Source organism: Novosphingobium sp. KCTC 2891, assembly GCF_025938155.1.
Lineage (GTDB): Bacteria > Pseudomonadota > Alphaproteobacteria > Sphingomonadales > Sphingomonadaceae > Novosphingobium.
Window position 1 is genome coordinate 77,947 of record NZ_JAPCZG010000007.1, and the last position, 26,219, is coordinate 104,165.

The 26,219-nt window shown below is 62.1% G+C and carries 21 protein-coding genes; 16 read left to right on the forward strand and 5 right to left on the reverse strand.

Annotation, left to right across the window (positions count from 1 at the left end; genetic code table 11):
- Positions 1-38: 38 nt before the first annotated feature.
- The 3 genes from OLX02_RS13855 to OLX02_RS13865 are packed head-to-tail and all read right to left on the reverse strand — an operon-like array spanning position 39 to position 5,528.
- Complete coding sequence (locus tag OLX02_RS13855; protein ID WP_264423745.1) at positions 39-3,287, reverse strand: error-prone DNA polymerase; 3,249 nt, start codon at positions 3,285-3,287, stop codon at positions 39-41.
- On the reverse strand, positions 3,284-4,855 hold the full coding sequence (locus tag OLX02_RS13860; RefSeq protein WP_413630308.1) for a Y-family DNA polymerase: 1,572 nt from the start codon (positions 4,853-4,855) through the stop codon (positions 3,284-3,286). The genes OLX02_RS13855 and OLX02_RS13860 overlap by 4 nt, the downstream gene beginning before the upstream one ends.
- Entirely contained in the window at positions 4,752-5,528 is a 777-nt protein-coding gene (locus OLX02_RS13865) for an ImuA family protein (protein WP_264423747.1), read from the reverse strand. The genes OLX02_RS13860 and OLX02_RS13865 overlap by 104 nt, the downstream gene beginning before the upstream one ends.
- 243 nt (positions 5,529-5,771) lie before the next feature.
- On the opposite strand from OLX02_RS13865, the gene OLX02_RS13870 reads away from it, so the two are divergent.
- The 14 genes from OLX02_RS13870 to OLX02_RS20205 all read left to right on the forward strand — a co-directional run bounded on the left by OLX02_RS13870 (position 5,772) and on the right by OLX02_RS20205 (position 16,445).
- Complete coding sequence (locus tag OLX02_RS13870) at positions 5,772-6,407, forward strand: Dabb family protein (protein WP_264420245.1); 636 nt, start codon at positions 5,772-5,774, stop codon at positions 6,405-6,407.
- Between the two features lie 100 nt (positions 6,408-6,507).
- Entirely contained in the window at positions 6,508-7,713 is a 1,206-nt protein-coding gene (locus OLX02_RS13875) for an aromatic ring-hydroxylating oxygenase subunit alpha (RefSeq protein WP_264423749.1), read from the forward strand.
- Positions 7,714-7,803: 90 nt separating this feature from the next.
- On the forward strand, positions 7,804-8,865 hold the full coding sequence (locus OLX02_RS13880; RefSeq protein WP_264423750.1) for an NADP-dependent oxidoreductase: 1,062 nt from the start codon (positions 7,804-7,806) through the stop codon (positions 8,863-8,865).
- Positions 8,858-9,355, forward strand: a complete 498-nt coding sequence (locus OLX02_RS13885; RefSeq protein WP_264423752.1) for a nuclear transport factor 2 family protein — start codon at positions 8,858-8,860, stop codon at positions 9,353-9,355. Before OLX02_RS13880 ends, OLX02_RS13885 begins: the two co-directional genes overlap by 8 nt.
- A gap of 43 nt (positions 9,356-9,398) precedes the next feature.
- Positions 9,399-11,051 (forward strand): FAD-dependent oxidoreductase, encoded by a 1,653-nt coding sequence (locus OLX02_RS13890; RefSeq protein ID WP_264423754.1) that lies wholly within the window; start codon positions 9,399-9,401, stop codon positions 11,049-11,051.
- 495 nt (positions 11,052-11,546) lie between these two features.
- Positions 11,547-12,791, forward strand: a complete 1,245-nt coding sequence (locus OLX02_RS13895; protein WP_264423756.1) for a tyrosine-type recombinase/integrase — start codon at positions 11,547-11,549, stop codon at positions 12,789-12,791.
- Entirely contained in the window at positions 12,788-13,099 is a 312-nt protein-coding gene (locus OLX02_RS13900) for a hypothetical protein (protein ID WP_264423757.1), read from the forward strand. The genes OLX02_RS13895 and OLX02_RS13900 overlap by 4 nt, the downstream gene beginning before the upstream one ends.
- Entirely contained in the window at positions 13,096-13,842 is a 747-nt protein-coding gene (locus OLX02_RS13905) for a hypothetical protein (RefSeq protein WP_264423759.1), read from the forward strand. Before OLX02_RS13900 ends, OLX02_RS13905 begins: the two co-directional genes overlap by 4 nt.
- A gap of 114 nt (positions 13,843-13,956) precedes the next feature.
- Positions 13,957-14,142, forward strand: a complete 186-nt coding sequence (locus tag OLX02_RS13910; protein ID WP_264423761.1) for a helix-turn-helix domain-containing protein — start codon at positions 13,957-13,959, stop codon at positions 14,140-14,142.
- A 187-nt stretch (positions 14,143-14,329) separates the two neighbouring features.
- Positions 14,330-14,533, forward strand: a complete 204-nt coding sequence (locus OLX02_RS13915; RefSeq protein ID WP_264423762.1) for a hypothetical protein — start codon at positions 14,330-14,332, stop codon at positions 14,531-14,533.
- Positions 14,530-14,820 carry a hypothetical protein gene (locus tag OLX02_RS13920; RefSeq protein ID WP_264423764.1) on the forward strand — a complete coding sequence of 97 codons (291 nt, stop codon included), beginning with the start codon at positions 14,530-14,532 and terminating at the stop codon, positions 14,818-14,820. The genes OLX02_RS13915 and OLX02_RS13920 overlap by 4 nt, the downstream gene beginning before the upstream one ends.
- Positions 14,817-15,644: a hypothetical protein gene (locus tag OLX02_RS13925; RefSeq protein WP_264423765.1), complete on the forward strand. Its 828-nt coding sequence runs from the start codon at positions 14,817-14,819 to the stop codon at positions 15,642-15,644. Before OLX02_RS13920 ends, OLX02_RS13925 begins: the two co-directional genes overlap by 4 nt.
- 2 nt (positions 15,645-15,646) lie before the next feature.
- Positions 15,647-16,342, forward strand: a complete 696-nt coding sequence (locus tag OLX02_RS13930; protein ID WP_264423767.1) for a hypothetical protein — start codon at positions 15,647-15,649, stop codon at positions 16,340-16,342.
- Positions 16,287-16,445 (forward strand): hypothetical protein, encoded by a 159-nt coding sequence (locus OLX02_RS20205; RefSeq protein ID WP_413630279.1) that lies wholly within the window; start codon positions 16,287-16,289, stop codon positions 16,443-16,445. The genes OLX02_RS13930 and OLX02_RS20205 overlap by 56 nt, the downstream gene beginning before the upstream one ends.
- Positions 16,446-16,945: 500 nt before the next feature.
- Here OLX02_RS20205 and OLX02_RS13935 read toward each other — a convergent pair whose 3' ends face one another.
- The gene (locus tag OLX02_RS13935; protein ID WP_264423769.1) at positions 16,946-18,256 is read right to left on the reverse strand and encodes an RES domain-containing protein; all 1,311 of its coding nucleotides are present in this window, start codon (positions 18,254-18,256) and stop codon (positions 16,946-16,948) included.
- Positions 18,257-18,299: 43 nt separating this feature from the next.
- The gene (locus OLX02_RS13940) at positions 18,300-19,847 is read right to left on the reverse strand and encodes an ATP-binding protein (RefSeq protein ID WP_264423772.1); all 1,548 of its coding nucleotides are present in this window, start codon (positions 19,845-19,847) and stop codon (positions 18,300-18,302) included.
- Positions 19,848-20,076: 229 nt separating this feature from the next.
- Between OLX02_RS13940 and OLX02_RS13945 the strand changes: the two genes are divergently transcribed.
- Entirely contained in the window at positions 20,077-23,358 is a 3,282-nt protein-coding gene (locus OLX02_RS13945) for a site-specific DNA-methyltransferase (RefSeq protein WP_264423773.1), read from the forward strand.
- 5 nt (positions 23,359-23,363) lie between these two features.
- The gene (locus OLX02_RS13950) at positions 23,364-26,147 is read left to right on the forward strand and encodes a BPTD_3080 family restriction endonuclease (protein ID WP_264423775.1); all 2,784 of its coding nucleotides are present in this window, start codon (positions 23,364-23,366) and stop codon (positions 26,145-26,147) included.
- Positions 26,148-26,219: the final 72 nt, after the last annotated feature.

A 26,219-nucleotide genomic window follows, 5' to 3' on the forward strand; every position in this document is an offset into this window, starting at 1 on the left:
GCTGTCGCAGGTCCCGGCAGCGATGGCGCTGCGGCAGGTCAGTGGAAGTCCCGGGATTTCGGCAGGATCCTGACATCGCGGGGATGGCCATGCACACGGGCGCGCTGGGGGTGATGAACCTCGTCGCCGCGCGCGATCTGCGGTGTCATGCGCCGCTCATCGGCGATACGGTCCAGCATTTCGGTGCGATCCATCACGCGGGATGCCATCAGGTGGACCACGCCTTCCTTGCTGTGCTGGATTTCACCGTCGATCAGCATCAGGCGGGCGGCCATGACGGCGCGGCGCTGCTTCTCCATGTCGCGCGCCCACAGCAGTGCGTTGACGATCCCGGTTTCATCCTCGATCGTGATGAACACCGCATTGCCCTTGCCGGGACGCTGACGGGTCAGCACCACGCCGGCGACGCGGACTTTCCGTCCATCGGGCGCGGCATTGGAATCGGCGCAGGTGAGCACGCCTTCACGGGTCAGGTCTGCGCGCAGGAACTGCATGGGATGCCCCTTCAGCGACAAGCGCGCAGTCTGGTAGTCGGTCACCACTTCCTCTGGCAGCGGCATGGCCGGCAGGCGCGGGTCCGGTTCGCTGCCGAGTTCGGGGGCATCGGCAAAGGCGAACAGCGGCAATTGGGTGGGCGGCGTGCGGCGGACCTCCCACAGGGCATCGCGGCGCGATTGCATCAAGGATCCGAAAGCGTCCGCATCGGCCAGCTTGCGCAGCGCGGCCGGCGGCAATGCGGCGCGGCGGGCCAGGTCTTCGGCCGAAATGAAAGCGCCGGCCTGACGGGCGGCAACGATTGCTTCTCCCCAGCCTTTGCGAAAGCCATCGATCCTGGCGAAGCCAAGGCGCAGCGCCAGCGGGCTGCCGGTCGCGCCTTCCAGCGTGCAGTCCCATGCGCTGGCATTCACGTCCACCGCGCGCACCTCGACCCCATGTTCCTGCGCATCGCGGACGAGTTGCGCGGGCGCGTAGAAGCCCATCGGCTGGCTGTTGAGCAAAGCGCACGTGAACACCGCAGGATGGCGGCATTTGAGCCATGACGAGACATAGGCCAGCCATGCGAAGGCCTGCGCGTGGCTTTCGGGAAAGCCGTAGTCGCCAAAGCCCTTGATCTGTTCGTAGCACCGTTCGGCAAAGTCGCGTTCGTAGCCGCGCGCGGTCATGCCTTCGATCAGCAGGTCCTGATAGTTGTGGACGGTGCCGTTATGGCGAAAGGTGGCCATCGCACGCCGCAGGCCGTCGGCCTGTGCGGGGGTGAACCTTGCCGCGACGATGGCCAGTTTCATCGCCTGTTCCTGGAACAGCGGCACGCCCAGCGTCTTGCCCAGAACGTTGCGCAGTTCGTTCCTGTCATGCGGCGGGGCGGGACTGGGAAAGACCACGGTCTCCTCGCCATTGCGTCGTCGCAAATAGGGATGGACCATGCCGCCCTGGATCGGGCCGGGGCGGACGATGGCGACCTGGATGACCAGATCGTACAATTCCCTGGGCTTCATCCGCGGCAGCATGGCGATCTGCGCGCGGCTTTCGACCTGGAAGGTGCCGATGCTGTCGCCGCGCCGAAGCATGGCGTAAGTATCCTTGTCCTCGCGCGGAACCGAAGCCAGCGTCAGGTCGCCCAGCCCATGCGCGCGCAGCAGGTCGAAGCTCTTGCGGATGCAGGTGAGCATTCCCAGCGCCAGCACATCGACCTTCATCAGCCCCAGCGCGTCGATGTCGTCCTTGTCCCACTCGATGAACGTGCGGTCGGGCATGGCGGCATTGTGGATCGGCACCAGTTCGTCGAGCCGCCCCTCGGTCAGGACGAAGCCGCCGACGTGCTGCGACAGGTGACGGGGGAAGGTGAGAAGCTGGTCGACCAGCGCTTTCAGCCGCGCAATCGCGGGGTTGGCAATGTCGAACCCGGCTTCCGCTACGCGCGCTTCGGGCACGTCGTCGCCCCAGTTGCCCCATATGGTGGAGGCGAGCCGGGCGGTCAGGTCCTCGGTCAGGCCCAGCGCCTTGCCCACTTCGCGCAAGGCGCTGCGGGGGCGATAGTGGATGACGGTGCTCGCGATGCCTGCCCGCTCGCGGCCATAGCGGGCATAGATGTACTGCATGATCTCCTCGCGCCGCTCATGTTCGAAATCCACGTCGATGTCGGGCGGCTCGGTGCGCGCTTCGGACAGGAAGCGCGAGAACAGCAGCTTTTCGCGCACCGGATCGATGGGCGTGATGCCGAGGAAATAGCAGACCAGCGAATTGGCGGCGCTGCCCCGGCCCTGGCACAGGATCGGCGGATCGAGGCTGCGCGCGTGGCGCACAATGTCGTGAACCGTGAGGAAGTAGCAGGCGAAGCCATGGTGGCGGATCAGGCCGAATTCCTCGTCCAGCACGGCCTGGTAATCCGGGGGCAACCCATCGGGAAACAAGGCGCGCCCGCCTTCCCGCGCAAGGTGTTCCAGCCAGTCCTGCGGTTGCCAGCCTTCGGGCACCGGCTCGTGCGGGTATTCGTAGCGCAGGTCGTCCAGCGTGAAGGCGATGCGCGAGAGGACATCGGTGGAAGCGGCGATGGCTTCGGGACACGCGCGGAACAGGCGCGCCATTTCGGCGGGCGGCTTCAGGTGGCGTTCGGCATTGGCGAGCAGGCGCCGCCCCGCCGCGGCGAGTGTCGTGCCTTCGCGGATGGAGGTGAGCACGTCGTGCAGGGGGCGCGCATCGGGGTGGTCGTACAGCGCATCGCTGGTGGCGAGCAGCGGCACGCCGCAGGCGGCGCCCAGCGCCTGTGCCCGTGCCAACCGCCGGGCATCGGCCCCGCTGCGCTGCATCGTCGCGGCCAGCCAGACCGCGCCGGGGCGGGCCTCGCCCACCCGTTCGAGCACCGCCTGGTCATGGCCCGTGGCGATCAGCAACAGGTCGTCGGCATGGTCGAGCAGGTCCGGCAGGTGGAGCGTGCAATCACCTTTTTCCGCTCGCCGGTTGCCCAGCGTCAGCAGCCGGGTCAGCCGGCCCCAGCCGTGGCGCGTGGCGGGATAGGCGACGATGTCGGGCGTGCCGTCGGCAAAGACCAGCCGCGCACCCACCGCCAGCCGGAAGCCGCCCGCCAGCCCGCCGGCTTCGCGCGCGATGGTCTTCCGGGCCATGTGCGCGCGCACCACGCCGGCCACGGTGTTGCGATCGGCGATGCCAAGGCCCGCCATGCCCAGGTGATGCGCGCGCGCCACCATTTGCGCGGGGTGCGAGGCGCCGCGCAGGAAGCTGTAGTTGGTGGCGGCGACCAGTTCGGCAAAAGGCGGCGGCGCGCTCATGCGAACAGCCCGTGCATGTACCACTTGGGCCCTTGGCGCGGATCCGGCTTTTCGGTGTAGAGCCCGTGGCGGAAGATCCAGTAACGCCGCCCGCGCGCATCTTCGATCCGGTAATAATCGCGGGTCAGCCCGCCCTTGCCCGGCGCTTCGCCCCCCTTGCGCCGCCACCACTCGGAAGCGATGCGCTCCGGTCCTTCATACAGCCGGACTTCGTGCAGTTTTCGCCGCCAGCGAAAGCGATGCGGCGGCCCGTCGGGCACTTCGGCGATGACTTCGACGGGTTGGGGCGGGTCGAACAGGAACAGCGGCCGCATCGGTGGTTCGCCTTCTGGCGGCGTGGGCCAGCGGATCGGCATGCGTTCGTGGATCGCGGGCAGCGCCAGTTGCGCCTGCTCGGGAATATGGCTGTCCTGCGGGATCAGCCGGCACAGGTTGCCAGGCCCCAGCCGCGTGCTCAGCCGGTCGATCAGGTCGGCCAGCGCGGAGGCATCCTGTTCATTGCCGTCCAGCGTGGGCTGGCTTGCGCCCAGCGGTTCGGTAACCGGCAGGAACAGCGTGATCCTGTCATAGCCGAAGCCGGGATCGAGCGGATCGGCCAGCGCGGCGATGCGTTCGCCGAACAGGCGCAGCACCGGCGCGGGATCGCGGGTCGGCAGGCCGGTTTCGATGGAGAGCCGGTGGCGTGCGCCATCGCTGCGGAACAGGGTCAGCGCAAAACGCCTTCCGCCCAGCCCCCGTTCCTCCAGCGCGCGCGCCGCCTCGCGCAGCAGATCGAGAAAGCAGGCGGCGATGCTGGCCTGAAGCGCGACCGGCTCGGCAAAGCGGCGCTCGAAATGGAGCGGTGCAGGGGATGCCAGCGGATCGATCGGGGCGTGCTCCTCGCCCATCAGGCGGCGCAGCGCGGTCACCGCCTCCGCCCCGAAGCGCGCGGCGATGCTGGCGGCCGGGCGCGAGGCGACATCGCCGATGGTTTTCAGCCCCGCCCGGTGCAGGGCCAGCGCGGCCTCATCGTCCAGCCCCAGCGCCCGCACCGGCAGCGCGCGCAGGGCTTGCCGTTCATCCTCGATGGGCAATGGCGCATGGCGGGCGAGTGCCTGTGCGCCTTGCGCGGTGGAGGCCACTGCCATGCGCACCGCCATCCCGATCGCGGCGAAAGCGTCCTCGGCTTGTGCCGCAAGGCCCGCCTCGCCCCCGAACAGGTGCTCGCTCCCGGCAATGTCCAGCGTGATGCCATCGGGCGGCACGATGGTGACCAGCGGCGACCAGCCGATGCAATGTTCTGCCAGGCGCTTCAGCCAGTGACGATCCGCCGCTTCGTCCATATCGGCCACCAGCAGGCCGGGATGCAGCGCGCGTGCGTCCGCCAGCGTCAGGCCGGGCATGATCCCCAGCGCCTGCGCATGAGCGTTGACGGCACGCAGCCGCAGCGCACCTTTTGCCTTGGCGACAAGCGCCAGCGCGGCGTCATGCGGCGTATCGGTCGTCCGCGACAGCTGGTCCGCTTCCTCCAGCCGCAGCCGGTCTGCGGGAAGGAACGGGAACCATAGCGCCAGATAGCGCCGCTTCACGGAATATGCGTCGGTCACGGTCCCACTCCAGCCGCCAGCCCAGCCCGCAAGGGCCGGATCGCTGGCGCAGCAAGGTCACATCGAAAGCAGACCCGCCCGGCGCATTGCCCGGCAGCGCGAGAGAAGGCGCGGCCGTCACTTGCCAGCGGGTCTGTGCCGCGCTGGGGACAGGCGCTGCATCCATGCGCAGCAGGAAGAGGGGGACGCCGGATTTCTCGGCGGCCAGCGCCAGGCGGCGGCTGGCGGTAAGGTCCAGCTCGCGCATCGTGCCCCAGCTTTCCACGATCACCGCGCCCAATGTCGCGCAGCGCAGGGAATCGACGGCAGCACGCAGCAACGCCATGGCATCGGGCACCATGCCCACCAGCCCATGTCCCGGCGCGCCGCCCAGTTCGGCCCAACCGGCGGCCTGTATCGCGCCGCCGAGCCGCGCAGCACGCTGCATCCGCAGCCACAGCACCGTCCGGCCCGGATCGGTCATGCCGGTCGCCGTGGCCAGGGCGAATCCCGCAGGGGCTGCCACATCCTCGGCCTCTGCCGCATAGATTTCATGGATGCGCCCCCGCGCCAGCCCGCCCCCCAGCGCGGCATCGAGCGAGGCGATGCCGAACGCCCGGCGAGACGCCGCCACCGGCGTCGCTTGTTCGGGCATCTGGGCGGGAGTGATTCTCATATGTTCTTATTATGTTCTCACCACTGGCGAGATCAAGCGATCTTTCCCGCATTTCCCCGGTGGTCATCCAGGCCATGGGAGATGCACCGACCGCGGCGGGGGTCGCCCGGGGCAATGCGGGCGGGGGACCACCTGCTTAATATAACAGGCGTCAGATAAAACGACCTCAACTACTCTCCTTCCCATCAAGGCGGCGCAGCCTTCGGCGACAGACCGGCGCGCACGAGCCAAGGGAGAGAGCCGATGATCCGCCACGTGGTCATGATCAAGTTCAAGCAGGATGCCCCGCAGGAGAAGATCGACACGTTCCTCACGGAAGTGAAGAAGCTGTCGCATCTCAACCGCGAAGTGCGCGACTACAGCCACGGCCTTTGCGTCAAGACGCGCTATCACTCGGGCGATTTCGATTTCGCCAACTGCTGCGACATCGACAGCTACGAGGCGATGGACCGCTACATGTCGCACTGGTCGCACCTGCGCATGACGCCGTATCTGCCCGACATCCTGGAGAACATGATCTCGTTCGACTGGGAAATCGACTATCGCGGCCCGGAATTCGACGAGAAGCTGGCCGCCGAGGAAGCCGAGCGCGAATCCGCGCGCGTGCTGCCGATCCATGCCGATCCCGCCAAGGCCTATGTTCCCGAAGTGCGCGGCCAGACCCGCGAACGGGCCCGCGAAATGTGCGAAACGGTCGGCCTGATCCTGTCCGATGACGAAGAAGAGATCATCGGCTCGGTTTGGGCGCCCAACCGCATCATGTTCGTGACGCCGGACGCCGGGACCGAAGTGGCGAAGGGCAGCGAAGTGAAGATCGGCATCACCGGCAACTGGCTGACCGGCCCGGCCGTGCCCGCCGGCGACGGCCCCGCCTGGTAAGGCCGGCCTGGTAAACGCGCCGGCCGTTTGGCCGCCCTGCTGGCGGTGTCCTCGATTGGCCGGGGGGCGCCATCGGCCCTGACACGATGCGGAGGATACCATGACCGCGATGCGCGAAGCCTATGGGCACGTCGCCGAGAAGCTGCTGGAGTTCGTCGAGCAGCGCACCACCGACCAGACCGGCGCCACGATGCAGGTGCCTGCACGTGCCTATCTCGATCCGGAGCAGTGGCAGCGCGAGATCGACCTGATCTTCAAGCGGCTGCCGCTGATGCTGGCGCTGACCATCGAGTTGCCGAACAAGGGCGACTACAAGGCGATGGAGCCGATGGATATTCCCGTGCTGATTTCGCGCGGGGCCGACGGCAAGGCGCGCGCGTTCCTCAACGTCTGCCGGCATCGTGCGATGAAGCTGCTGGACGAGGGAACGGGCAACTGCGCGCGTTTCTCGTGCCCCTATCACGGCTGGACCTATGCCAGCGACGGGAGACTGGTCGGCGTTGCCGAAGCCAGCACCTTCGGCGAAGTCGACAAGCCGGCGCTGGGTTTGCAGGAACTGCCGTGCGAGGAAATCGCGGGGATGATCTTCGTGATCCTGACACCGGGTCTTGCGATCGACGTCCGCTCCTTTCTGGGCGGCATGCTCGATGACCTGGCCGCATTGCGGCTGGAGACCTGGTACTTCCACAAGACCCGCCGCATGGAGGGCGCGAACTGGAAGGTCGCTTATGACGGCTACCTGGAAGGCTATCACTTCCAGGCCGCGCACCCTGAAACGGTGACCCCGCGAACGCCGTCGAACCGGGCCTATTACGAGGCGTTCGGGCCGCATATCCGGCTGGGCTATCCGCAGCATCGGATCGTGGAACTGCGCGATATCCCGCGTGAGGACTGGGGGCTGCGCGAGAACCTGAACTACGATTTCATCCGTATGCTCTTCCCCAATTTCGCGATGTTCCTGGCACCGGAGATGTGCCAGATCGCGCAACTTTATCCCGGCCGCACGCCCGGCACCAACGTCACGATGATGAGCTACATCTTCCCGCAGGCCCCCGCCGGCGAGGCGGAGCGCAAGACGCTGGACGAGATGAGCGACTTCTTCTTCGACGTGGTCGAGCGCGAGGATTACCACATGGGGCTGCGCGTGCAGCAAGGGCTGGAAGCCGCGCCCGACGCGCAGATCACATTCGGGCGCAACGAACTGGGCAACCAGTATTTCCACAAGTGGGTCGACTACTACCTCGCCGGTGGCGAGCTGCCCGAACCGGCCCTGCGCGACACGCGCCCCGAAGCCGCCCTGCCATGATCTTCTGACGGGCCACTTCAACACGTTCGACGCCCCCAACGAGCGCGGCGTCACCCACTGAACATCGAAAAATACCCGGGAGAGTTCCGCATGGCCTTCACGAACCGTCGCATCGTCCTGCAATCGCGTCCTTCGGGGCTGCCGGTTGCCGAAAACTTCCGCATCGAGGAGGTTGCCGTTCCTGACCTCGAGGAGGGGCAGGTCCTGCTCGAAAACCGGATCTTCGCCATCGATCCGGCGGTGCGCGGCATGCTCGACGACGTGAAGAGCTACCTGCCGCCGGTGCCGATCGGGGGGCTGATCCCGACGATGGTGCTTGGGCGCGTGGTTGCATCGCGCAACCCCGATTTCCGCGAAGGGGACTATGGCCGCGCCTTTATCGGCTGGGAAACCCATTCGGTCATCGCGCCGGGCAGCGTCGGTTTCGAGAACGTGAACGTCGCCAACGATCTGCCGCTGACCGCCTACATGGGGGCATGCGGCTGGTCGGGCATCACCGCCTATGTGGGCCTCAAGCGCTATGGCGAAATGCGGACGGGCGACGAGGTGCTGATGAGCGCGGCCGCCGGCGCGGTCGGCTCGGTCGGCGGGCAGATCGCCAAGCTGTCCGGGTGCCGCGTGGTGGGCACGGTCAGCTCGGACGAAAAGGCGCGCATCGTGACCGACGAACTGGGGATGGACGCGGCGATCAACTATCGCAGCTGCGACAGCCTCGAAGATGAGATCGACCGCCACTTCCCCAACGGGATCGACCTCTATTTCGACAATGTCGGCGGCGCGACGCTGGATGCCGTCCTGCCCCGGATGAAGGCATTCGGCCGTATCCCGGTGTGCGGGATGATCGCCAACTACAACAACCAGACCGATCCCTACCGGCTGCGCAACATCTGGCAGGTGCTGGTCAACCGCATCACGATGCGCGGCTTCCTGGCCTATGAGGCCGCAGATATGCTGCACGAGGCGGAGACGGCGCTTGCAGACTGGGTGCGCACCGGCAAGCTGGTGGCGACCGAGAACGTGGCGACCGGGCTCGACGCGACGCCAGACGCCTTCATTCGCCTGATGACCGGGCAGACCACCGGCAAGACGCTGGTGCGGCTCGACGAGAACGTCTCGACCCTGGCCGACTGGACGGCGGCACGCCATGGCTGACGCTGTGCTGGACCAGATGGTCGCGCGGGCGCGTCTGCAAGACCTTGTCGCGGACTACGCCGGTTCGATGGACTGGATCGACTGGGATTTGCTGGACCGGGTGTTCTGGCCCGAGGCGCAGTTCGACTTTGGCATGTTCAAGGGTGACTATGCCGCTTATCGGAACTTCGCCCGGATGCTGGAGGAGCCGTATTCACGGCGACTGCACATGTTCGGCATTCCCATGATCCGCATTGAAGGGGATCGGGCACGGGTCGATGCGGGCAGCCTCATCACCTGCCGCACCGACGATCCGGCGCCCGGCATCGATGATACGTTCTGGGGGCGCTACGTGTTCGAGGCCGAACAGCGCGGCGGCGAATGGCGCTTTTCGCGCCTGACGTATCTGCTCAACCTTGCCGAGCGGGTGGAGCGCAAGGTCGATGACCGCGCTGGCCCGATGAATTTCAGCGAAGGCCTGTCGCCTCGCCACCCGTTCGCGGGGCGCTGAACAACGCCAAACATACCAGGCCAAGTTACTTGGGAGATGGACAATGACTGAAGACGTCAAGTGGGACCTGGAGGCTGACGTTGTCGTCCTCGGTTCGGGCGGCGCCGCCATGACGGCCGCGATTTCCGCGCACGATTTCGGCGCCAGGGAAGTGGTCATCCTGGAGAAGACCGGGATGGTCGGCGGGACCACCGCCATGTCCGGCGGCATGCTGTGGATCCCCAACAACCATCATCAGCTGGAAGCCGGCATCGCGGATTCCGACGAGGAGGTCGTCACCTATCTCGATTCGCTTGCGCCGGATGGACTGGACCCCGAAACGCTGTGGGCGTTCATGCAGACCGGTCCGGAAATGCTCCGCTATCTGGCGGACAAGACGCCCGTGCGCCTGCGTGCCTTCTCCGATTTTCCCGATTATCAATCCTATTCGCCGGGTGCCAAGCCCGATGGCGGGCGCTCGCTCGACAACGAAGCCTTTCCCTTCGAGACGCTCGGCAAGTGGGCGGCCCGCGTGAACCCCAGCAAGATGGCCTATCCGCTGCGCGGCAGCCTGATGGAGGCGACCCAGGGAACGCTGGATGAAGCCACGCTCGCGCAGCGTGAAGCGGGCGATTACCGGGGCCTGGGTCAGGCGCTGGCCGGTGCGCTGTTCAAGGCGGTGCTCGATCGCAACATTCCCGTCGAGTTCGAAAAGCGCGCGCGCAAGCTGGTCAAGGACGGCGACCGCGTGATCGGCGTGATCGCCGAAGACGCCAATGGCCGCGATTTTCGCGTGCGCGCCCGCCGCGGCGTGGTCATCGCCACCGGCGGCTTCGAGTGGAACGAAACGCTGGTCAAGGCCTTCATCCGCGGCCCGCTGACCGGGCCGGTCAGCGTTCCCGAGAACGAGGGCGACGGCCTGCTGATGGCGATCGACGCCGGCGCCCAACTGGGCAACATGCAGAACGCCTTCTGGCAGCAGAGCGTGCTGGAAATGAAGCCGCAGCACCGCAGCGCCAAGCCCAACTACATGTTGGGTTCGGACGAACGCGCCCGTCCCGGCGCCATCCTCGTCAACCGTGCGGGCAAGCGCTTCGTCAACGAGGCGGCCAATTATCATGCGATGGGCAAGGCGCTCCATGCCTTCGACGCGGGCACGCACGCCTATTCGAACCTGCCGTACTGGCTGATCATCGACCAGCGCTACAAGGACAAGTACCCGACTTTCACCTCCCCGCCGGGATCGCCGATCCCGTCCTACATGATGCAGGCGGACACGCTGGAAGAACTGGCCGAGAAGGCCGGGATCGACGCTGCGGGCCTGAAGGCCACGGTGGAGCGGTTCAACGGCATGGTCCGCAACGGCCATGACGACGATTTCAACCGCGGCGACAACACCTACGACAATTTCTACATGTGGGGCGATACCGACTTCGAGCCGCCGTACCGCACGCTCGGCGTGATCGATCAGGGCCCCTATTATGCGGTCAAGATGGAAGCGGGCGCACTGGGCACGTCCGGTGGTCCGAAGACCAACGCCGACGCGCAGGTGGTCGACTGGAGCGGCAACCCGATCCCCGGCCTCTACGCTGCGGGCAACGCCATGTCGGCGGTGCTGGGCGACGTCTATGGCGGTGCCGGCGGGACGCTCGGGCCGGGCCTGACTTTCGGCTACATCGCCGGACGTCACCTCGGAACGCACATCCCCAACCACTAAGACAGGTCCATGCGTCATGCCGGCAGCGCCAATCGGCCAGCCGGCATGACCATGCCTTCTCATCCCGCGTGGCCCCGATCGCCGCGGTGATGCCATCGAGAAGCGCCGGCAGTTGATGGCCGGCTGGCCAGACTACCTCGGCTGATGTGTCCAGGCGGTGGATGCAACCGGCCGGGTCGGAAAGGACAGGGCCCCTTTCCAATCCGCTCCCACATCCGGTGGTCGAAGCGCACCAAATTAAGAGAACAGCTGCCCTTGGGGGGCAATCAGGGGGATGCGGGTTTCGAAACGGCGCCGGATGCAGCCGGACATGCCGTGGCGGAGACGGAGTCCCCCGAACTAGCGTCCCGATGCATCCGCTAGCATTAAGATAGGCTCGGAAAATAAGCGATAAACTGGCCAATCAAGCTCCGTTCCCGTCCCGTTCTATCCGGTTGCGTTCCCATAAAACCGGCGTATTATCGGGGAACGGATTTGGGAACGGAGAAGCCAGCCATGCCCCGCAAGCTCAGCAACGCCCTAACGCCCTTGGCGGTCAAGAACGCGAAGCCCGGACGCCACGCGGACGGGGGCGGGCTGCACTTGCTGGTGAAAGAAACCGGCGCGCGGTCATGGGTCTATCGCTTCATGCTCAAGGGCAAGTCGCGCGACATTGGATTGGGCGCGGCTGGACAAGGCGGCATTTCCCTTGCCGATGCCCGCACGGCCCGCGATGCCTTGCGGCTTAAGGTGAAGGCGGGGATTGATCCACTGGAGGAACGCCAGCGGGAGGCCACAGAGGCGCTTGCGGCGGCTCAGGCGGCTGCGATTGCCGGGATGACGTTCAAGGCCGTGGCAGAGGCTTATATTGGCGCGAATGAGGCAAGCTGGCGCAATGACAAGCACCGGCAGCAATGGCGCAACACGCTGGCCAGCTACGTCTATCCCGTCATGGGCGAAATGCCGGTTGCCGACATTGCCACAGCGCATGTGCTGAAAATCCTTGAGCCGATCTGGCAGGACAAGCCCGAAACCGCCAGCCGCATCCGTGGACGGATTGAAACCGTGCTCGATGCCGCCAAGGCGCGCGGATACCGGCAGGGTGAAAATCCTGCCCGTTGGCGCGGCCATATCGCGCAAATCCTGCCTGCCCGTTCCCGGCTCACGCGCGGGCACCACAAGGCAATGCCGTATGAGGCAATCCCGGCGTTTATGGGCAAGCTGCGCGAACGTGAAGCAATGGCAGCGCTTGCGCTGGAGTTTGTCATTCTGACCGCCACGCGCACCAGCGAAGTGCTGGGGGCAACTTGGGCCGAAGTCGATTTGGACAAGGCAATCTGGACCGTGCCAGCGTCTCGCATGAAGGCGGGCAAGGAACATCGCATTCCCCTGTCCCCGCGCGCCGTCCAGATTCTGGAGGCCGTTAAACCGCTAGGCAAGGCTACCCTGTTTCCAGCCGACAAGGGCGGCAAGCTGTCCACAATGGCAATGTCGATGCTGCTTCGCCGCATGAAGTTGGAATGCACCGTTCACGGCTTCCGTTCGGGCTTCCGCGATTGGGCAGCCGAATGCACCGGCTATGCGCATGAAGTCTGCGAAATGGCGCTGGCCCATGTGATCGGCAACAAGTCCGAAGCGGCTTACCGGCGTGGCGATCTATTCGACAAGCGGCGGCGGCTCATGGCCGATTGGGCCACCTATTGCGCCAGCGACGGCGCGGCTGGTGCCAAGGTTTCGCCAATCCGGGGGGCAGCGGCATGAACGAGTGCAACGTTGTCCTGCCCTTCGCGCTCAAGGATCGCTGGATTGTTACTGTCGAAAGCGAGCGGCATTTCGTGAAGGTGCGCCATCGCACCCGCTGGTATGCCGTTGCGCGGCGCATAGGCCACGAGGAACGCCGTCACTGGTGTGCCAGTCGCGCTGATGCCCTTGTCGTTGCTGGATGGCAGCGGGAAGCTTTCGAGCGTCTGGCTTGGGCTGAGCAATTCAAGGCTCAGTATGACCGGTTGCCAGCGGTAAGACAGGCAGAGGTTGACGCTTATTTGGCAAACCTACGGGGGCAAGAATGAGCTTTGCCGATGATGCAGAATTTGCCGCATTCCTCGGCAGGGATCACATGCTGCTGGCAGTCACGCCGGAAGCCGTCGCCAGCGCTATGGTGGGCTTCGCTCTTCCACTTTCGCCGGGCAAAGAATTGGATTGGCTGGCAATGGCTGTGCGCAGGGCGCTTGGCATTTCCATTCCTAACGTTAGCGACGGTCCGGAACGACCCTCCAACGCAGAATTTCGCGACGAACTTGTCTCGTTAGCGGAGCGAGCGACCGAGACGTGGATCGCGATATTCCAGCGCTCGCCAGAGGCTGATTCCAGATTGTGGGATGAGGCTTTCAACCAATGGGAGGGGTGTAATGCGCTTGCGGCTGGGGACGACCCAGAATTTGAGTACAACCGCTTTCGCGCTGCTTTGGCAGAGTTGAACTGGCTCTCCAGCTTTCTCGGCAAGGCGGTGAAGGGAACAGAGCAGCAAAAGCCAAACTGGCGCGCCGCTGAGCGAAAGCGTATCAGAGTGCAACGAGGCCTTTACCTTGCACCGATTTTTGAAGCCGCCTTTGGCACGGTAGTTTCGGCAAATAATTGGCCGAGTGGCGTTCACCGTGCACCATCAGCATTCATGGATTTTTATCAGCGCATGGTTGCGCTGGCGTTCGGGGAACAGAGGACACCTGACCTATCGGGTGTATTGAAGGCGGTTTGCCGTATGCATCGGCAGTATCCGACAACATTTGCCGATGGCGTGATACCTGGCCTGTAGTGGGGCGCAAGCTGCTCTGAAACCAACGGTAACGATCCCCACCACAGCTGTGCCGGTTAGCGGCATGTCCCTGCTTGGCCGCATTTGTCGCGGCGGACAGGAAGGGACAATTCCATGAAAAAAGCATACGGCACCTTGCCGGAGGCCGTGCAGTATTCGGGCATGTCGCGTACCTCGATCTATGAGGCGTTGAAGCGCGGCGATCTCATGGCTCGCAAGGCCGGACGGCGCACGTTGATCTCGTTTGCCGACCTCGAAGCCTATCTGGCCAGCCTCCCCACCTATCAGGCGGGAGCATGAGCGATGGCAGCAGATATGCGAAACGCCGGGGTGCAGCCCGGCGTCTCACGCAATCAACTTCGCGGCTGGTTGCATTCGCCCTGTACCGCATCGGAGTGGCAGGCTCAAACGCTTTCCTCCCGTTTCTGCCTGTCGCCTTGGATGGCGCGGGATATGGCGCGGCTCTGCTTTGGGGAGGGCCGTTGCGATGACTGAGCAGCCTTTTCCCGATCACCGGGCAGCGGCACTTGCCCTGCTTAACGTCAATCACCGGCTCAGTCGCAAGGCCGGGCAATTCCTTGGCCAGCTTGCAGTCGATTCCACGCCCATGAGCGAAGCGCAGGCCGATTGGCTGGCCAAGCTACTGGACCGCGCAGGCTTGCCGCCGATGGCAGAGGGAGGCGCAGCATGAGCACCTATCCCGATGCACCGGGGCACCGGAACGTGGAAACCTCGATTGCCGCTGCCGATGCCCTTGCCCCCAAGCTGGGGCGGCTCCAGCGCATGGCAGAGGGCGCAATCCGCGATGCTGGCGCGCATGGCCTTACAGCCGATGAACTGGCGGCACGGCTCGATATGGACCGCTGGTCAATCCAGCCGCGCACGAGCGAATTGAAACGCAAGGGGCTTATCCGTGACAGCGGGCAGCGCAGGCCGAATTGCACCGGCAAACTGGCCATTGTCTGGATCGCCGCATGATCGCAGCCGCCATGTCTAAGACGCCACAGAGCGCCCGGCATGGCGGCGCTTTGAAACTCCACCGGGATTGCGGTTTCGGTGGAGTTTCAATTGCACCGCTCCCGCCGCAATCGCCCGCAAATCCGCCGATTGCCCGAACTGGCACGGCGCTTGCGATTAATTACCTTACCTCTGGTGTGGCAGCCCTTTCCGCTGGAGGCACTGGCAGAGGCGGCGCGCGCAACCGTGCCGACCGGGAAAGCCATGCACTGACAGCCGCTCAGATTGGCAATCTCAAGGCCGCTGAGCGCCATGCCGAAAAAATCGGGCTGCCGTTCACCCGCATGATCTCGATTCACTGGCAGGCGGCTGGAGTGCCATTGGCGGGCATGGCGAAGGCGACCTATCGCTTTACCGACCTCCTGACAAAGGCGCTGGCCCGGCATGGCAGCGGCACGGCATGGCTCTGGACGCATGAAAACGTCCCCGGCAACGGCCATGACAAGGGCGGTCATTGTCACTTGCTCGCCCATGTGCCTGCCGATCTGGTGCCCGTTGTTACGGCGCTGCAACGGGGCTGGCTTCGCCGGATCGCCGGGCAGCCCTACCGGGCGCGCGTGATCCACAGCAAACCGATAGGCGGGCGGCTGGGGCTGGAGGCAGGCAATCCCGATCTCCACGCCGTCAATCTGGAGGCCGCGCTTGCCTATGTCCTGAAAGGGGCAAGCCTTGAGGCCGCGTCACAATTCGGCCTGGAGCGGCTGGAACCGGGCGGGCGCGTGATCGGCAAGCGTTGCGGCACCTCTCAAAACATCGGCGCGAAGGCGCGAAACGCAAAGGACTGACAATGGCGAAAAAGGCGAAGGCCAATCCCGACGATGGACTGGTGGCACCGGGCGAAACCGGCAAGCTCGAAGTGGAAAAGCGGACAGACGAAAAAATCGGGCGGACGCTGGCCCGGATCACGCTGGACCCGCAAACCCGCAATGCCAATTTGGCAATGTCGTTCGGCTCGCAAATGTTTGGCGACCAGCTCAAGCCCGATATTGCCGAAAGCAGCGCCGTGCTGGCGGAGGAAATTCAGCGGGCCATGAAGGGCGACCTATCGCTGGCCAGTCGCATATTCACCTCGCAAGCGATCTCGCTGGACGCGCTCTTTACCGACATGGCCCGGCGCTCAGGCAACAACATGGGCCATTATCCCGACGCGGCGGACAGATACATGCGGCTGGCGCTCAAAGCCCAAGCTGCCTGCCGTTCCACGCTGGAGGCACTGGCAAGGCTCCACCAGCCGCGCGAGCAAACCGTCAAGCATGTGCATGTGAACGAAGGCGGGCAGGCCGTGGTTGCCGATCATTTCCACCAGCACACGGGGGACCGGGAAAATGGAAAATCAGTCAAACAATCCGATGCAACCGGCCCCGCTGGCGCAATCGCCGCGCTGCCTAGCCCGGACCCGTTCGGGAGCGGAGTGCCAGTCTCCGGCGGTGAAGGGCAAGCGCCGTTGCCGGATGCACGGCGGCACGAATCCGGGCGCACCTAGGGGCAACCGCAACGCCCGAAAGCATGGCGGCTATTCTGCCAAGGCAAAGGCAGCGGCCCGATACGTGAAGGAAATTGCGCGGCTGGTGCGCGAAACGCCATGACCTGAATTTGATTGGCTTGCATCCCGCGCTTTTCGGCGCTTTCGGTCAATTGCCCGTTGCCAGTCATTTTTAACGGGAAAGCTACCATTGCCGCGAAGGCGCGGCTTACTAGCATTTCTAGCCGCGATTTGTCGCGTAGGGTGTGTATCGAACTGCACCCGCACCAGCCGGGAGAGTCGCCCGATCTGGCCTAGCCGCCCTGCAATCCCGTTCCGGCAGCATTGTGAGGCTAAGCGCCTAGCGCGGGGCCTATCGGGGAGCGGTTATGGGAACGCCGCCGATTTACTGCGAAAAAAGCAATAAAATCAACGAATGATGGCGGAGACGGAGGGATGCAATTCACATTGATAATAATAGAATTTTTCTTCATTAAGTCCAACTGCCATAATTACCGCCATAACTTCAATTGGCAAACGCCGATGTGCCCTAGCGACCACCAATGAACGGAAAATCGACTGAGGCGGATTCCATTGGCCCCAGAAGAGTGGACAACCCACATCTCAAAAATCTAAACTTTGCAGCTCGTTGTCGGGATCCTCGGTCATCCAGCGGACATCAATTCCAGTGATCCGATGCACGGCGACGCTGCCTTCACGCAGTTTCAGAGCTGGATCAGGCCCCAGCATGTTCTGGAGGCTGGGGCGAACGTATCCCGCCCCATCGTCCCACAAGCCGGAGAGAGCCGCGCGGGATAGCTTATCTTCGGGTTCGTCAGTCCCACCATCTATGAGCGCGGCCTCGCCGAAGAGAGCGATGTTGCGACCGCCGGGCCGCTGCGCCGATCCATAAACTATGCCGTCGATTCGGGAGCCGGTTCCCTTCGCTTCCGCTGCCAGAGCCACATGGATGAACTCCGAGACTGCTTGGGTGGGTACGTAGTCAAGCACCTCATCGTCCGGGAGGATTGGTCTGGTGATCTCTTCTTGGAACACTTGCATGAACCGCCATTGATCAAGCCTTTTCTGGCGAACGGGCGAGAATATCGATCTGTTCGCGACCTCGTTCGTGAAGCGAGTCATATCCAGCACTGTGATGGGGCGAAGCAGATCGAATGCGGCAGTGACGGCCCAGCTACCTACCGGAGGTCTAATTTCCGCCAGACACGTTTCGATATCGAAGGCTCCGTAGAAACAAGCGACTCCTGGGGCATTCAATCGGCCAGCTCGGCGCAGCCGCTCTGGCGGTGGACCTAGTTCTGCCGCTGGCGCGGCGCATGCCTTTGCCCTCTCGGCTTCAGTATCGCGGCGGCGAGCGCGATACATTGTCCAGCCCTTTTCGCTGGGGCTGACAGTGTAGATGGGGGACTGCCCACTGCTGTCTTTTTGGTGCTCGAGATCGGAGAAAATCTCCCTTAACCAACCTTGACCACGCTGGGAGAAGAAGCGTTGCTGATGGACAATGTCGTATTTGAAACGGTCCCACATTTCGTGCAGAGGATTGTAGGTGGTTTCATATTTAACGAAGGTTTGATTGTCGTCATAGAACGGCTCCCCACCCTTGCGCATGTCGTAGTCTTCGGAGTTCTCGAGTTCGGCTTTAACTGCTTGTAGTATGTCCTCGCTCTCAGGTTGTACCAGTCCTTCGATCAATTCAGGTAAGGTAGCTCCCTCGTTCACGTATGGGTTTGAGTCAGCCCAGCCGTAGTTACTCCTGATCGCACCATCGATGCGATCGATAACCACCGCATCGGGGATGCCCTTGCGCGATGGGTGGAAGTCACACTTCACACCATCTGGGTAGCTTGGGCGCGCCTTGATCAACAAAGAACGGAGCGACTTGTCGCCAAAGCATTCCGGGCAGAAATGGGTCATTTCGATCTTTCGGTGGTTGGGCAGTTGAAAAGTCCGGTGGGAGTTAGCCGGTCGGGACCTTCGGCCCGTATTCCACCTCATCTAGTCGAGATGCTGCGCGCCGTATGCATGTGAGAAGCTCTCGGTCGCCATCGCTAGCTTCCCAGAGCTTTAAGCATTCGCCCAACAGCGAGTGGAACTGATCGAAGGTGTCCGCATCGGCTTCAGTCATGCCCGTCAGTGCCAAGCAAATCGCTTTGGCCTGGCTCAAGTCGCTAACTTCAAGGTTGGGTGTGCTCACGATCCGGTTGAAGGTGGTCAAGCGGTTGCCACCAAGCTTTGCATGCAACGTCCGCTTCCCGTTAAGGAGCTTGATCAATTCGGCCCGGCACTTGGGCTTGGCATTCTTGTTCGACCTTAGTGCGCTTGCAGCTTCCTTACGGGTCTTTCCGGCGAGGTGCAGATAGTAGAAAACGGGTGAAATCCATCCAGCCTCGTGACTGACCTGCCGGAAGTACGCAAATGGCTGCTCGACCGCATTGCGGCCTATGAAGTTCCGCAGGATCGCTTCGACGGTGATTTCCTCACGAACTGTTCGGACGGGCAGAACGCTTCCCACGGGTGCGACCTGAGCGTCGCCAACGACCTTCAGGGTTGGCGCACCATCAACCTCGTCGAATGCCCCCTCCTTGATGAACTTGATCTGCTCCAACGACGCGGGATCGATCAGTATTGGCCGCTTGCCACCTTCCAACTGCCCGTCTGCGAGGTTCGCAACGAGTGCGTTCCCCGGTCCCAGTTCAAGCAGGCGCTGGACCATTGGCAATATGGCCTCCCGGCTTCGCAGGTCTCGCTCGTCAAGAATGGCGCGTAGGTCTGCATAGCTGATCGCCTTTGTCTCCCCGGAATAGCGGTAATAGATGGCCCCCTCGATCACGTCGCCTTCGTTTTTGCACGCGATGACGGGCTTCGAGGTATGCGGTTCGACGTGGATTATCCCGACCTTCAATCCATCAAGCTGGATCGTGGCAACTTCGAACCTCGGTGTAGGGGCCAGGGCCGAGCGGATGGTCTGGCTAAACTTGTTCTGGTCCGTTACCGCAAACCGGTCATCGGCCAGCCCGCAGACCTCGAAAGCATGGGGTAGGTCCTTGACGCCGAACAGGAGGTACCCGCCTCTATTGTTAGCGAACCCGGCGATGGTCTTCAGTGGCTTGCTGAAGTTACGGATATTGAAGTTCTCCTTGCACTCGAACTCGTCGCTCTCCCCCTTGGCGAAGAACCACCGCCCATCGGCCTCCCGCCGGAAGAAAGACCTCAAAGTGCTATCATCCATCGGCAGAGCCGGAACAGCCAATGCGCCTTCAATCTCGACCACCGTTGCGGTCGGTTCCGCCGAGGTGAAGTTGGAGAGGAACTCGGTTAGTTCGGCATCGGTGGCCTTAGCAACCTCAGGGCCATACTTTCCCTGCCTGATGCCGGTGATACGACCGGAGTTCACCGGGCGATCCTGCCGGTTGAAGTAGAACTGGATAGAATTGTTCGCCATGCCACGCATGAGCATGGCCTTGATCAGGCCAATCTCGGGATCAGTAATGCTGCGTTTGCCCATTCAGTCGCACGCCCCCGCGCCATTGCACTTCGAACCGGACTTCCCCTTATTGGAGCCAGCACCTTATCGCGCTCAACTTGCTCGGCAACTATACACTTCCGAATCTCCGTCATTTATTCCCCAAGCATTGACGTCATCAACAGCGCGCTTTTCCACAGGACGTGACGGAGGCAGGTTTCGCGGCTAGCATATCCACAAAATCGAATGTGCTCAGGGGGCTTTCCGCACAATGTCGTCGTCGATCCGCGATCTGATCCTTGCCAACGTGCCCGAGGATGGCTCGGCCGTCGGCAATATGGCGCTGTTGGCGCTGCTTCGTGAGACCATGCCGGGGCTGACTGACGAGGAATACGCTGCGGCCAAGGACGACCTGGTGGCGAAAGGTGTGCTTGGCAAAGGCCGGGGGCGCGGAGGCTCTGTCTTTCTGCTCGGGTTCGAGGACGATGAGGACGAGGACGGCGACGATGGCTTCGCGCTGACCGCGCAGGAGCCTGCCACCCCCTCGGCCCCCAAGTCGGCGAGCGGTAAGAAGAAGGCCGCGAAAAAGTCGGACGAGCCGGTGCAGGTGCTGAGTTATCGCCACACCGAAACGCGGGTGAACAATCCCGAAGTGGGCATGGTCCATCCGGACAATGATCCGGACCAGCCCAAGACGGTGTGGAAATACGATCCCCACCTCGACCCGGAACTGATGTTCGACAGCCAGCGCGGAGCGGTCGAGAAGCTGATCGACGATGCGCTTGCGTTAGGTGACGCCGATGCGATGCGCGATGCGCTGGTGGAACTGAAGCGGCTTCAGGAGCCGTACCTCAACTGGGCGGGGAAGGCCGAGGGGGCGAGCTTCGCGGTCGATACCGTGTCGCTGCACGTGCATGAGCGGGTGGACCCAGCGACGATCCTGGCCAATGCGCGCAAGCGGCTGAAGGGCGAGAAAGCTGGCGAAGCATGGCGCCAAGCAGACTTGTTCGCCGCCGCGTTTGAGAACCTGCCGCTCCGTCAGGCGCTCGATTTCTATCATCACGAAAAGGGCTGGTCTAACCGGCTCATCGCGGGCGACAGCCTGCTGGTCATGAACTCTCTGCTCCACAAGGAGTCGATGGCTGGAAAAGTACAGATGATCTACATCGACCCGCCGTATGGCATAAAATACGGATCAAACTTCCAGCCTTTTACTGGGCAGAAGGCAATGGGAAGAACGGATAAGGACGAGGACCTGTCGTCTGAGCCTGAAATGATCAAGGCTTTCCGTGATACATGGGAACTCGGCATTCATTCTTACCTGACTTACCTGCGTGATAGGTTAAACGCCGCCAAGAAGTTGCTTGCTGATACGGGAAGCCTTTTTGTTCAGATATCCGATGACAATCTGCATCTTGTTAGAAATCTGACCGATGAGATTTTTGGACCTAAAAACTACGTCGTGACAATTCTTGTTAAAAAGAAGGGTAGTCAGAAGGGCGGAAAAGTTGATCCGGTTAACGACTACCTTGTCTGGGTTGCAAAAGACAAATCATGCATGACTTATTTCCAGATATATGATGGGAGGGAGACGGATGAAGAGATAACGGCAGATTTTGCAAATGTAGAAATGCCCAACGGTGAGGTCACAACCTTGGCTCGCCTCGAAAAGCAGGCGGGCGTACCAACCGGGCGCTATCGCAATGATCTCGCCTCTTTTTCTAAGGACTTTCCAGGGTGTCGTCTCTTCAAAGCTGATCCTTCCACCGGCGGAAATCCGGGCGCGTCACAGGCGAAAGTCTATGAGCATTGCGGAATGGCATTCGACCCTGGAATTAAAAAGGGGCTGGGTTGGAAAGCCGCTGCAGAAAGTAGCTCTGGCTTTTCTGGTATGAAACGCCTGGCGGTTTCTGGCCGTTTGCACATCGGTGATAAGCAGCTTGCCGTTAAAAGGTATCCGGAAGACTTCGGATTGAAGGCGGTGTCCAATTGGTGGGACGGGATAGGTGGTCCTTCAAATCCCATTTACGTTGTTCAAACTAACGAAAAAATCCTTGAACGGTGCATTTTGATGACTACCGCACCGGGCGACTTGGTGCTCGACCCAACTTGTGGATCAGGCACAACGGCTATCGTCGCCGAGAAATGGGGCCGTCGCTGGATTACCTGTGACACTAGCCGAGTGGCAATTACGCTTGCCAAGAAGCGGTTGATGACTGCTGCCTACGATTACTATACCCTCCGTTACCCGCAAGAAGGTTTAAAAGGTGGCTTCGTTTACAAAACCGCAGAGCACATCATGGCTGCGAGGATAGCCAACAATCCCGATATCGATACGATCTATGAACAAAAGCACCCGGCCATTCTACTCGCGCTGAGCGCACTTAATGACAGCCTGCTGAAAATTCCGCCTATGGCGCTCAAACCTTGGCAAGGCTATCGCAAGGGAAAACAAATCGACTTCACGAAAGGCGACACGCTGCAAGAATGGGAGGTGCCATATGACTTCCCCGAGGGCTGGCCAAAATCGGCCGAACAGTCTTTCGCTGACTTTCATGCGGCCCGCGTTTCAATGCAGGTCGAAATGGATCGAGCCATAGCAGCCAACGCCGAGCCAAAGGCCCTCTATGATAAGCCGGAACCCGACAAGTCGCGGTTGCGTATCACCGGCCCATTCTCTGTCGAGGCAGTACCAGCACCCACTGTGCTCTCACTAGATGAGTCAGCCACACCGGCGGAAGCTGATACAACTGTTGCGCGTTCCGGCGAGACCTCCCGCCAAACTCAATGGCGCGATGAACTGATCCGCTCAGGCATCCGCGCCAAGGGCGGAGCTATGCTGAAGTTTACTGACCTTGAGGCCATCCCCGGCGTCCGGCACCTCCATGCGTCCGGCACTTTGGACAGTGGGGAGCGGGTCGTCGTCAGCTTTGGTCCCGAACACGCAGCGCTTGAACAGAAGCAGGTGGAACGCGCCATCGAAGACGCACAGACCTTGGTGCCAAAGCCCAAGTTCGTGGTGTTCTGCGCTTTCACCTTCGATCCTGAGGCTGCGAAGGATATCGACGAAACCAACTGGCCGGGCGTCACCCTGCTCAAGGCCCAGATGAACACCGACCTGTTGACTGAGGACCTAAAGAAGGCGCGGTCATCTAACCAGTCCTTCTGGCTGATGGGGCAGCCGGATGCAGGCCCGCCAGTTCAACTGGCTGACGGAACTTGGCAGGTGGAGGTTCGGGGTTTCGATTATTTCGACCCCCGCGAAGGCGAACTCATTTCGGGTGGCGCGTCCAAGATCGCCATGTGGTCGCTCGATACAGACTATGACGGGCGCAGCCTGATGCCGCATCAGGTCTTCTTCCCGATGGCTGGTGCCAAGGACGGCTGGAACCGCCTGAAGAAGACGATCCGGGCCGAACTGGACGAGGACCTGTTGCAGCAGTTCCACGGCACGGTTTCCCTTCCCTTCGAGGCAGGAGACCATCGTCGGGTCGCGGTCAAGATCGTCGATGACCGGGGCATTGAGTCGCTCAAAATCATGAACCTGGAGTGACGGCGGTGCCCAAGCCCAAGTCGCTCATCATCAATACGCCGTTCGTATGCCCTCAGCAGCATTGGGTCTCGAAACAGGATGCCACGCTGGAGATCGTTCCAGAGCGTCGTCCCGCTAGTTATGAGATGTTCGATGTTCGCAACAACACGCGGCGGACGGTCGAAATCGAACTCGTCAACGTCATCCGTGGCCGGGTGGATCAGTGGCGAGAGGCTGGCTATCCGGGCGTGACCATCGTCACCCGACGACTGCTGGAGCATTGGCACGACAACACTGCGCGGCAACACCCGTTCTACTTCTGCCAGCTTGAAGCCATCGAGACGCTGATTTGGTGCATCGAAGCGACGGAAGAATACAAGCAGGGTATCTATGTGCCCGGCGACGGCGGGCCGTGGCAGCGTCTGTGCAACAAGATGGCGACCGGCGCGGGCAAGACCACGGTGATGGCGATGATCATCACATGGCAAGTGCTGAACGCCCTGACCTACCCGAAGCGGAACAAGGATTTCAGCCGGGCCATTTTCATCGTCGCGCCCGGCCTGACAGTGAAGGGGCGGCTTCAAGTGCTGATCCCCAGCGCGGGCAGCTATTACGACGAGTTCAACCTGTGCCCTTCCGAGGCACTGCGTCAGAAGCTCAATCAGGCGGAAATCCTGATCGAGAATTGGCATACGCTCATGCCAGCATCGGAGCCGAAGCGTTCGGTGGTCAAGAAGGGTGCGGAGACCGACGAGGCATTTACCCGTCGCGTTCTCGGCAAGCTCGCAGCGTTCAAGGATATTGTCGTCATCAACGACGAAGCCCACCACGCCTATCGCAAGCCCGCTGAGGTCAAGATCAGCAAGAAGCAGGCTGAGGAAGCTGGCATCGACCTCGACGAGGCCACCCGCTGGATCGAGGGATTGGATCGCCTGCACAAGACCCGGCGCATCCAGCGTTGCTTTGATCTGTCGGCCACGCCGTTTGCGCCGACCGGGAAGGCCAGCACCGATACGGCGCTGTTCGAGTGGATTGTTTCCGATTTTGGCCTCAACGACGCGATTGAAGCCGGGCTAGTGAAGACACCCCGTGTCGTGGTGCGGGACGATGCCATGCCCGATGCCAAGACGATGCGGTCCAAGCTCTACCATATCTATCGCGATCCGGCGGTGGCAGAGGACCTGAACCGCAAGGCCGAGCCGCACGAAGCCCTGCCGAAGCTGGTTCAAGACGCCTACACGATCCTCGGGGCTGATTGGCGGGTGACAGCAAAGGATTGGGCTGGTCATCATTCGCCCCCAGTCATGCTGACCGTGTGTAACCGCACCGAGACGGCGGCGCGTATCGAGCACTACTTCAATCAGGGCGATTGCTTTTGGCCGGAGTTAAACGCGCCGGGCAAAACCCTTCGCGTTGACTCTCGCGTCATGGAGAAGGCCGAAGTTGGCGAGGCAGCCAGCGCCGACAAGGGATATGAGGCCCGCCTGGAGCAGGTGATCGATGAGGCAGCAATCCCCGAGACCAAGAAGGAACGTCTCCGGGGAATGAAGAAGGAGGAACTCCTCCGCGAGATCATCGACAACGTAGGCAAGCGGGGCGGTGCCGGTCAGAACCTCCAGAAGGTCATTTCTGTCGCCATGCTTTCCGAAGGGTGGGACGCAAAGAACGTCACGCACATCATGGGACTGCGTGCGTTCACGTCGCAGTTGCTGTGCGAACAGGTCATCGGTCGCGGGCTTCGTAGGGTCGGTTACGACAAGGACGAAAATGGACTCTTTCTCCCCGAGTACGTCAACGTCTTCGGAGTCCCGCTTTCGATCTACGAGCCGGGCGAAGGTGGTGATGCCCCGCCGCCACCAAAACCTAGCACGCAGATTGATGTGATGCCTGACCGTGCTTCGCTTGAACTGAAGTGGCCGAACGTCCTTCGTATCGAAACGGTGGTGAAGCCGGAACTGGCAGTGGAATGGGCGAAGGTCGAGCCGTTGATCCTCGATCCGGTTGCAACTGTCATCAGTGCCGAGATTGCCCCTGCGCTTGGCGGTGCGGCGGACATGAGCAAGGTGACGGCTATCGATCTGTCATTGCTGCCGGAGGAGTTCCGCCTTCAGCGACTGACATTCGTGGCAGCGCGAAAGGCGTTCGCCGAACTCAAAGGCAACTTCAAGGGCAACGAGGAATACCTCGTTTTCCAGCTTATCCGGCTGGTCGAAACCTTCTTGCGCTCAGACAAGATCGATATCCCGTCGCTGTTCCATAGCGACCCGGTACGCCGCCGCATCCTGATCGCGCTAAACATTGATCTGATTGTGCGGCACGTCTTGCGGTTCGTCACGGAGCAAAACACTACCGCCCTGACCCCTGTCTTTGACGAAGAGAACCCGATTGGCAGCACTGGTCAGATGCGGGCTTGGTACACCACCAAGCCGAACATGCCGACCGGCAAATCACACATCAGTCATGTCGTCGGCGACTCCGCTTGGGAGCAATACGCCGCCAACGTGTTTGAGAGCCGGGAGGACGTGATCGCCTATGCCAAGAACGATCACCTGAGCTTCCAGATACACTACCTCTGGCAGGGATCACGCCGCCGCTACATTCCTGACTTCCTCGTCAGGCTGGAGAACGGGAAGACATTGGCGCTGGAGATCAAGGGAACGGACAACCAGCAGAACAAGGCGAAACGTGAAGCTCTGGACGAATGGGTTCGAGCCATCAATTCTGCGGGCGGGTTCGGGCAATGGTCATGGGACGTGGCGTTCGATCCTGCCCGCGTAAATGATATCGTCGCAAGACATGCAAAAGTTTGATGTCAGAAGCGAAGATAGTGCGAGAATTGCGGTGGTCTGGCCGCGCACGTCACTGTCTTTAAGACTCCCGCT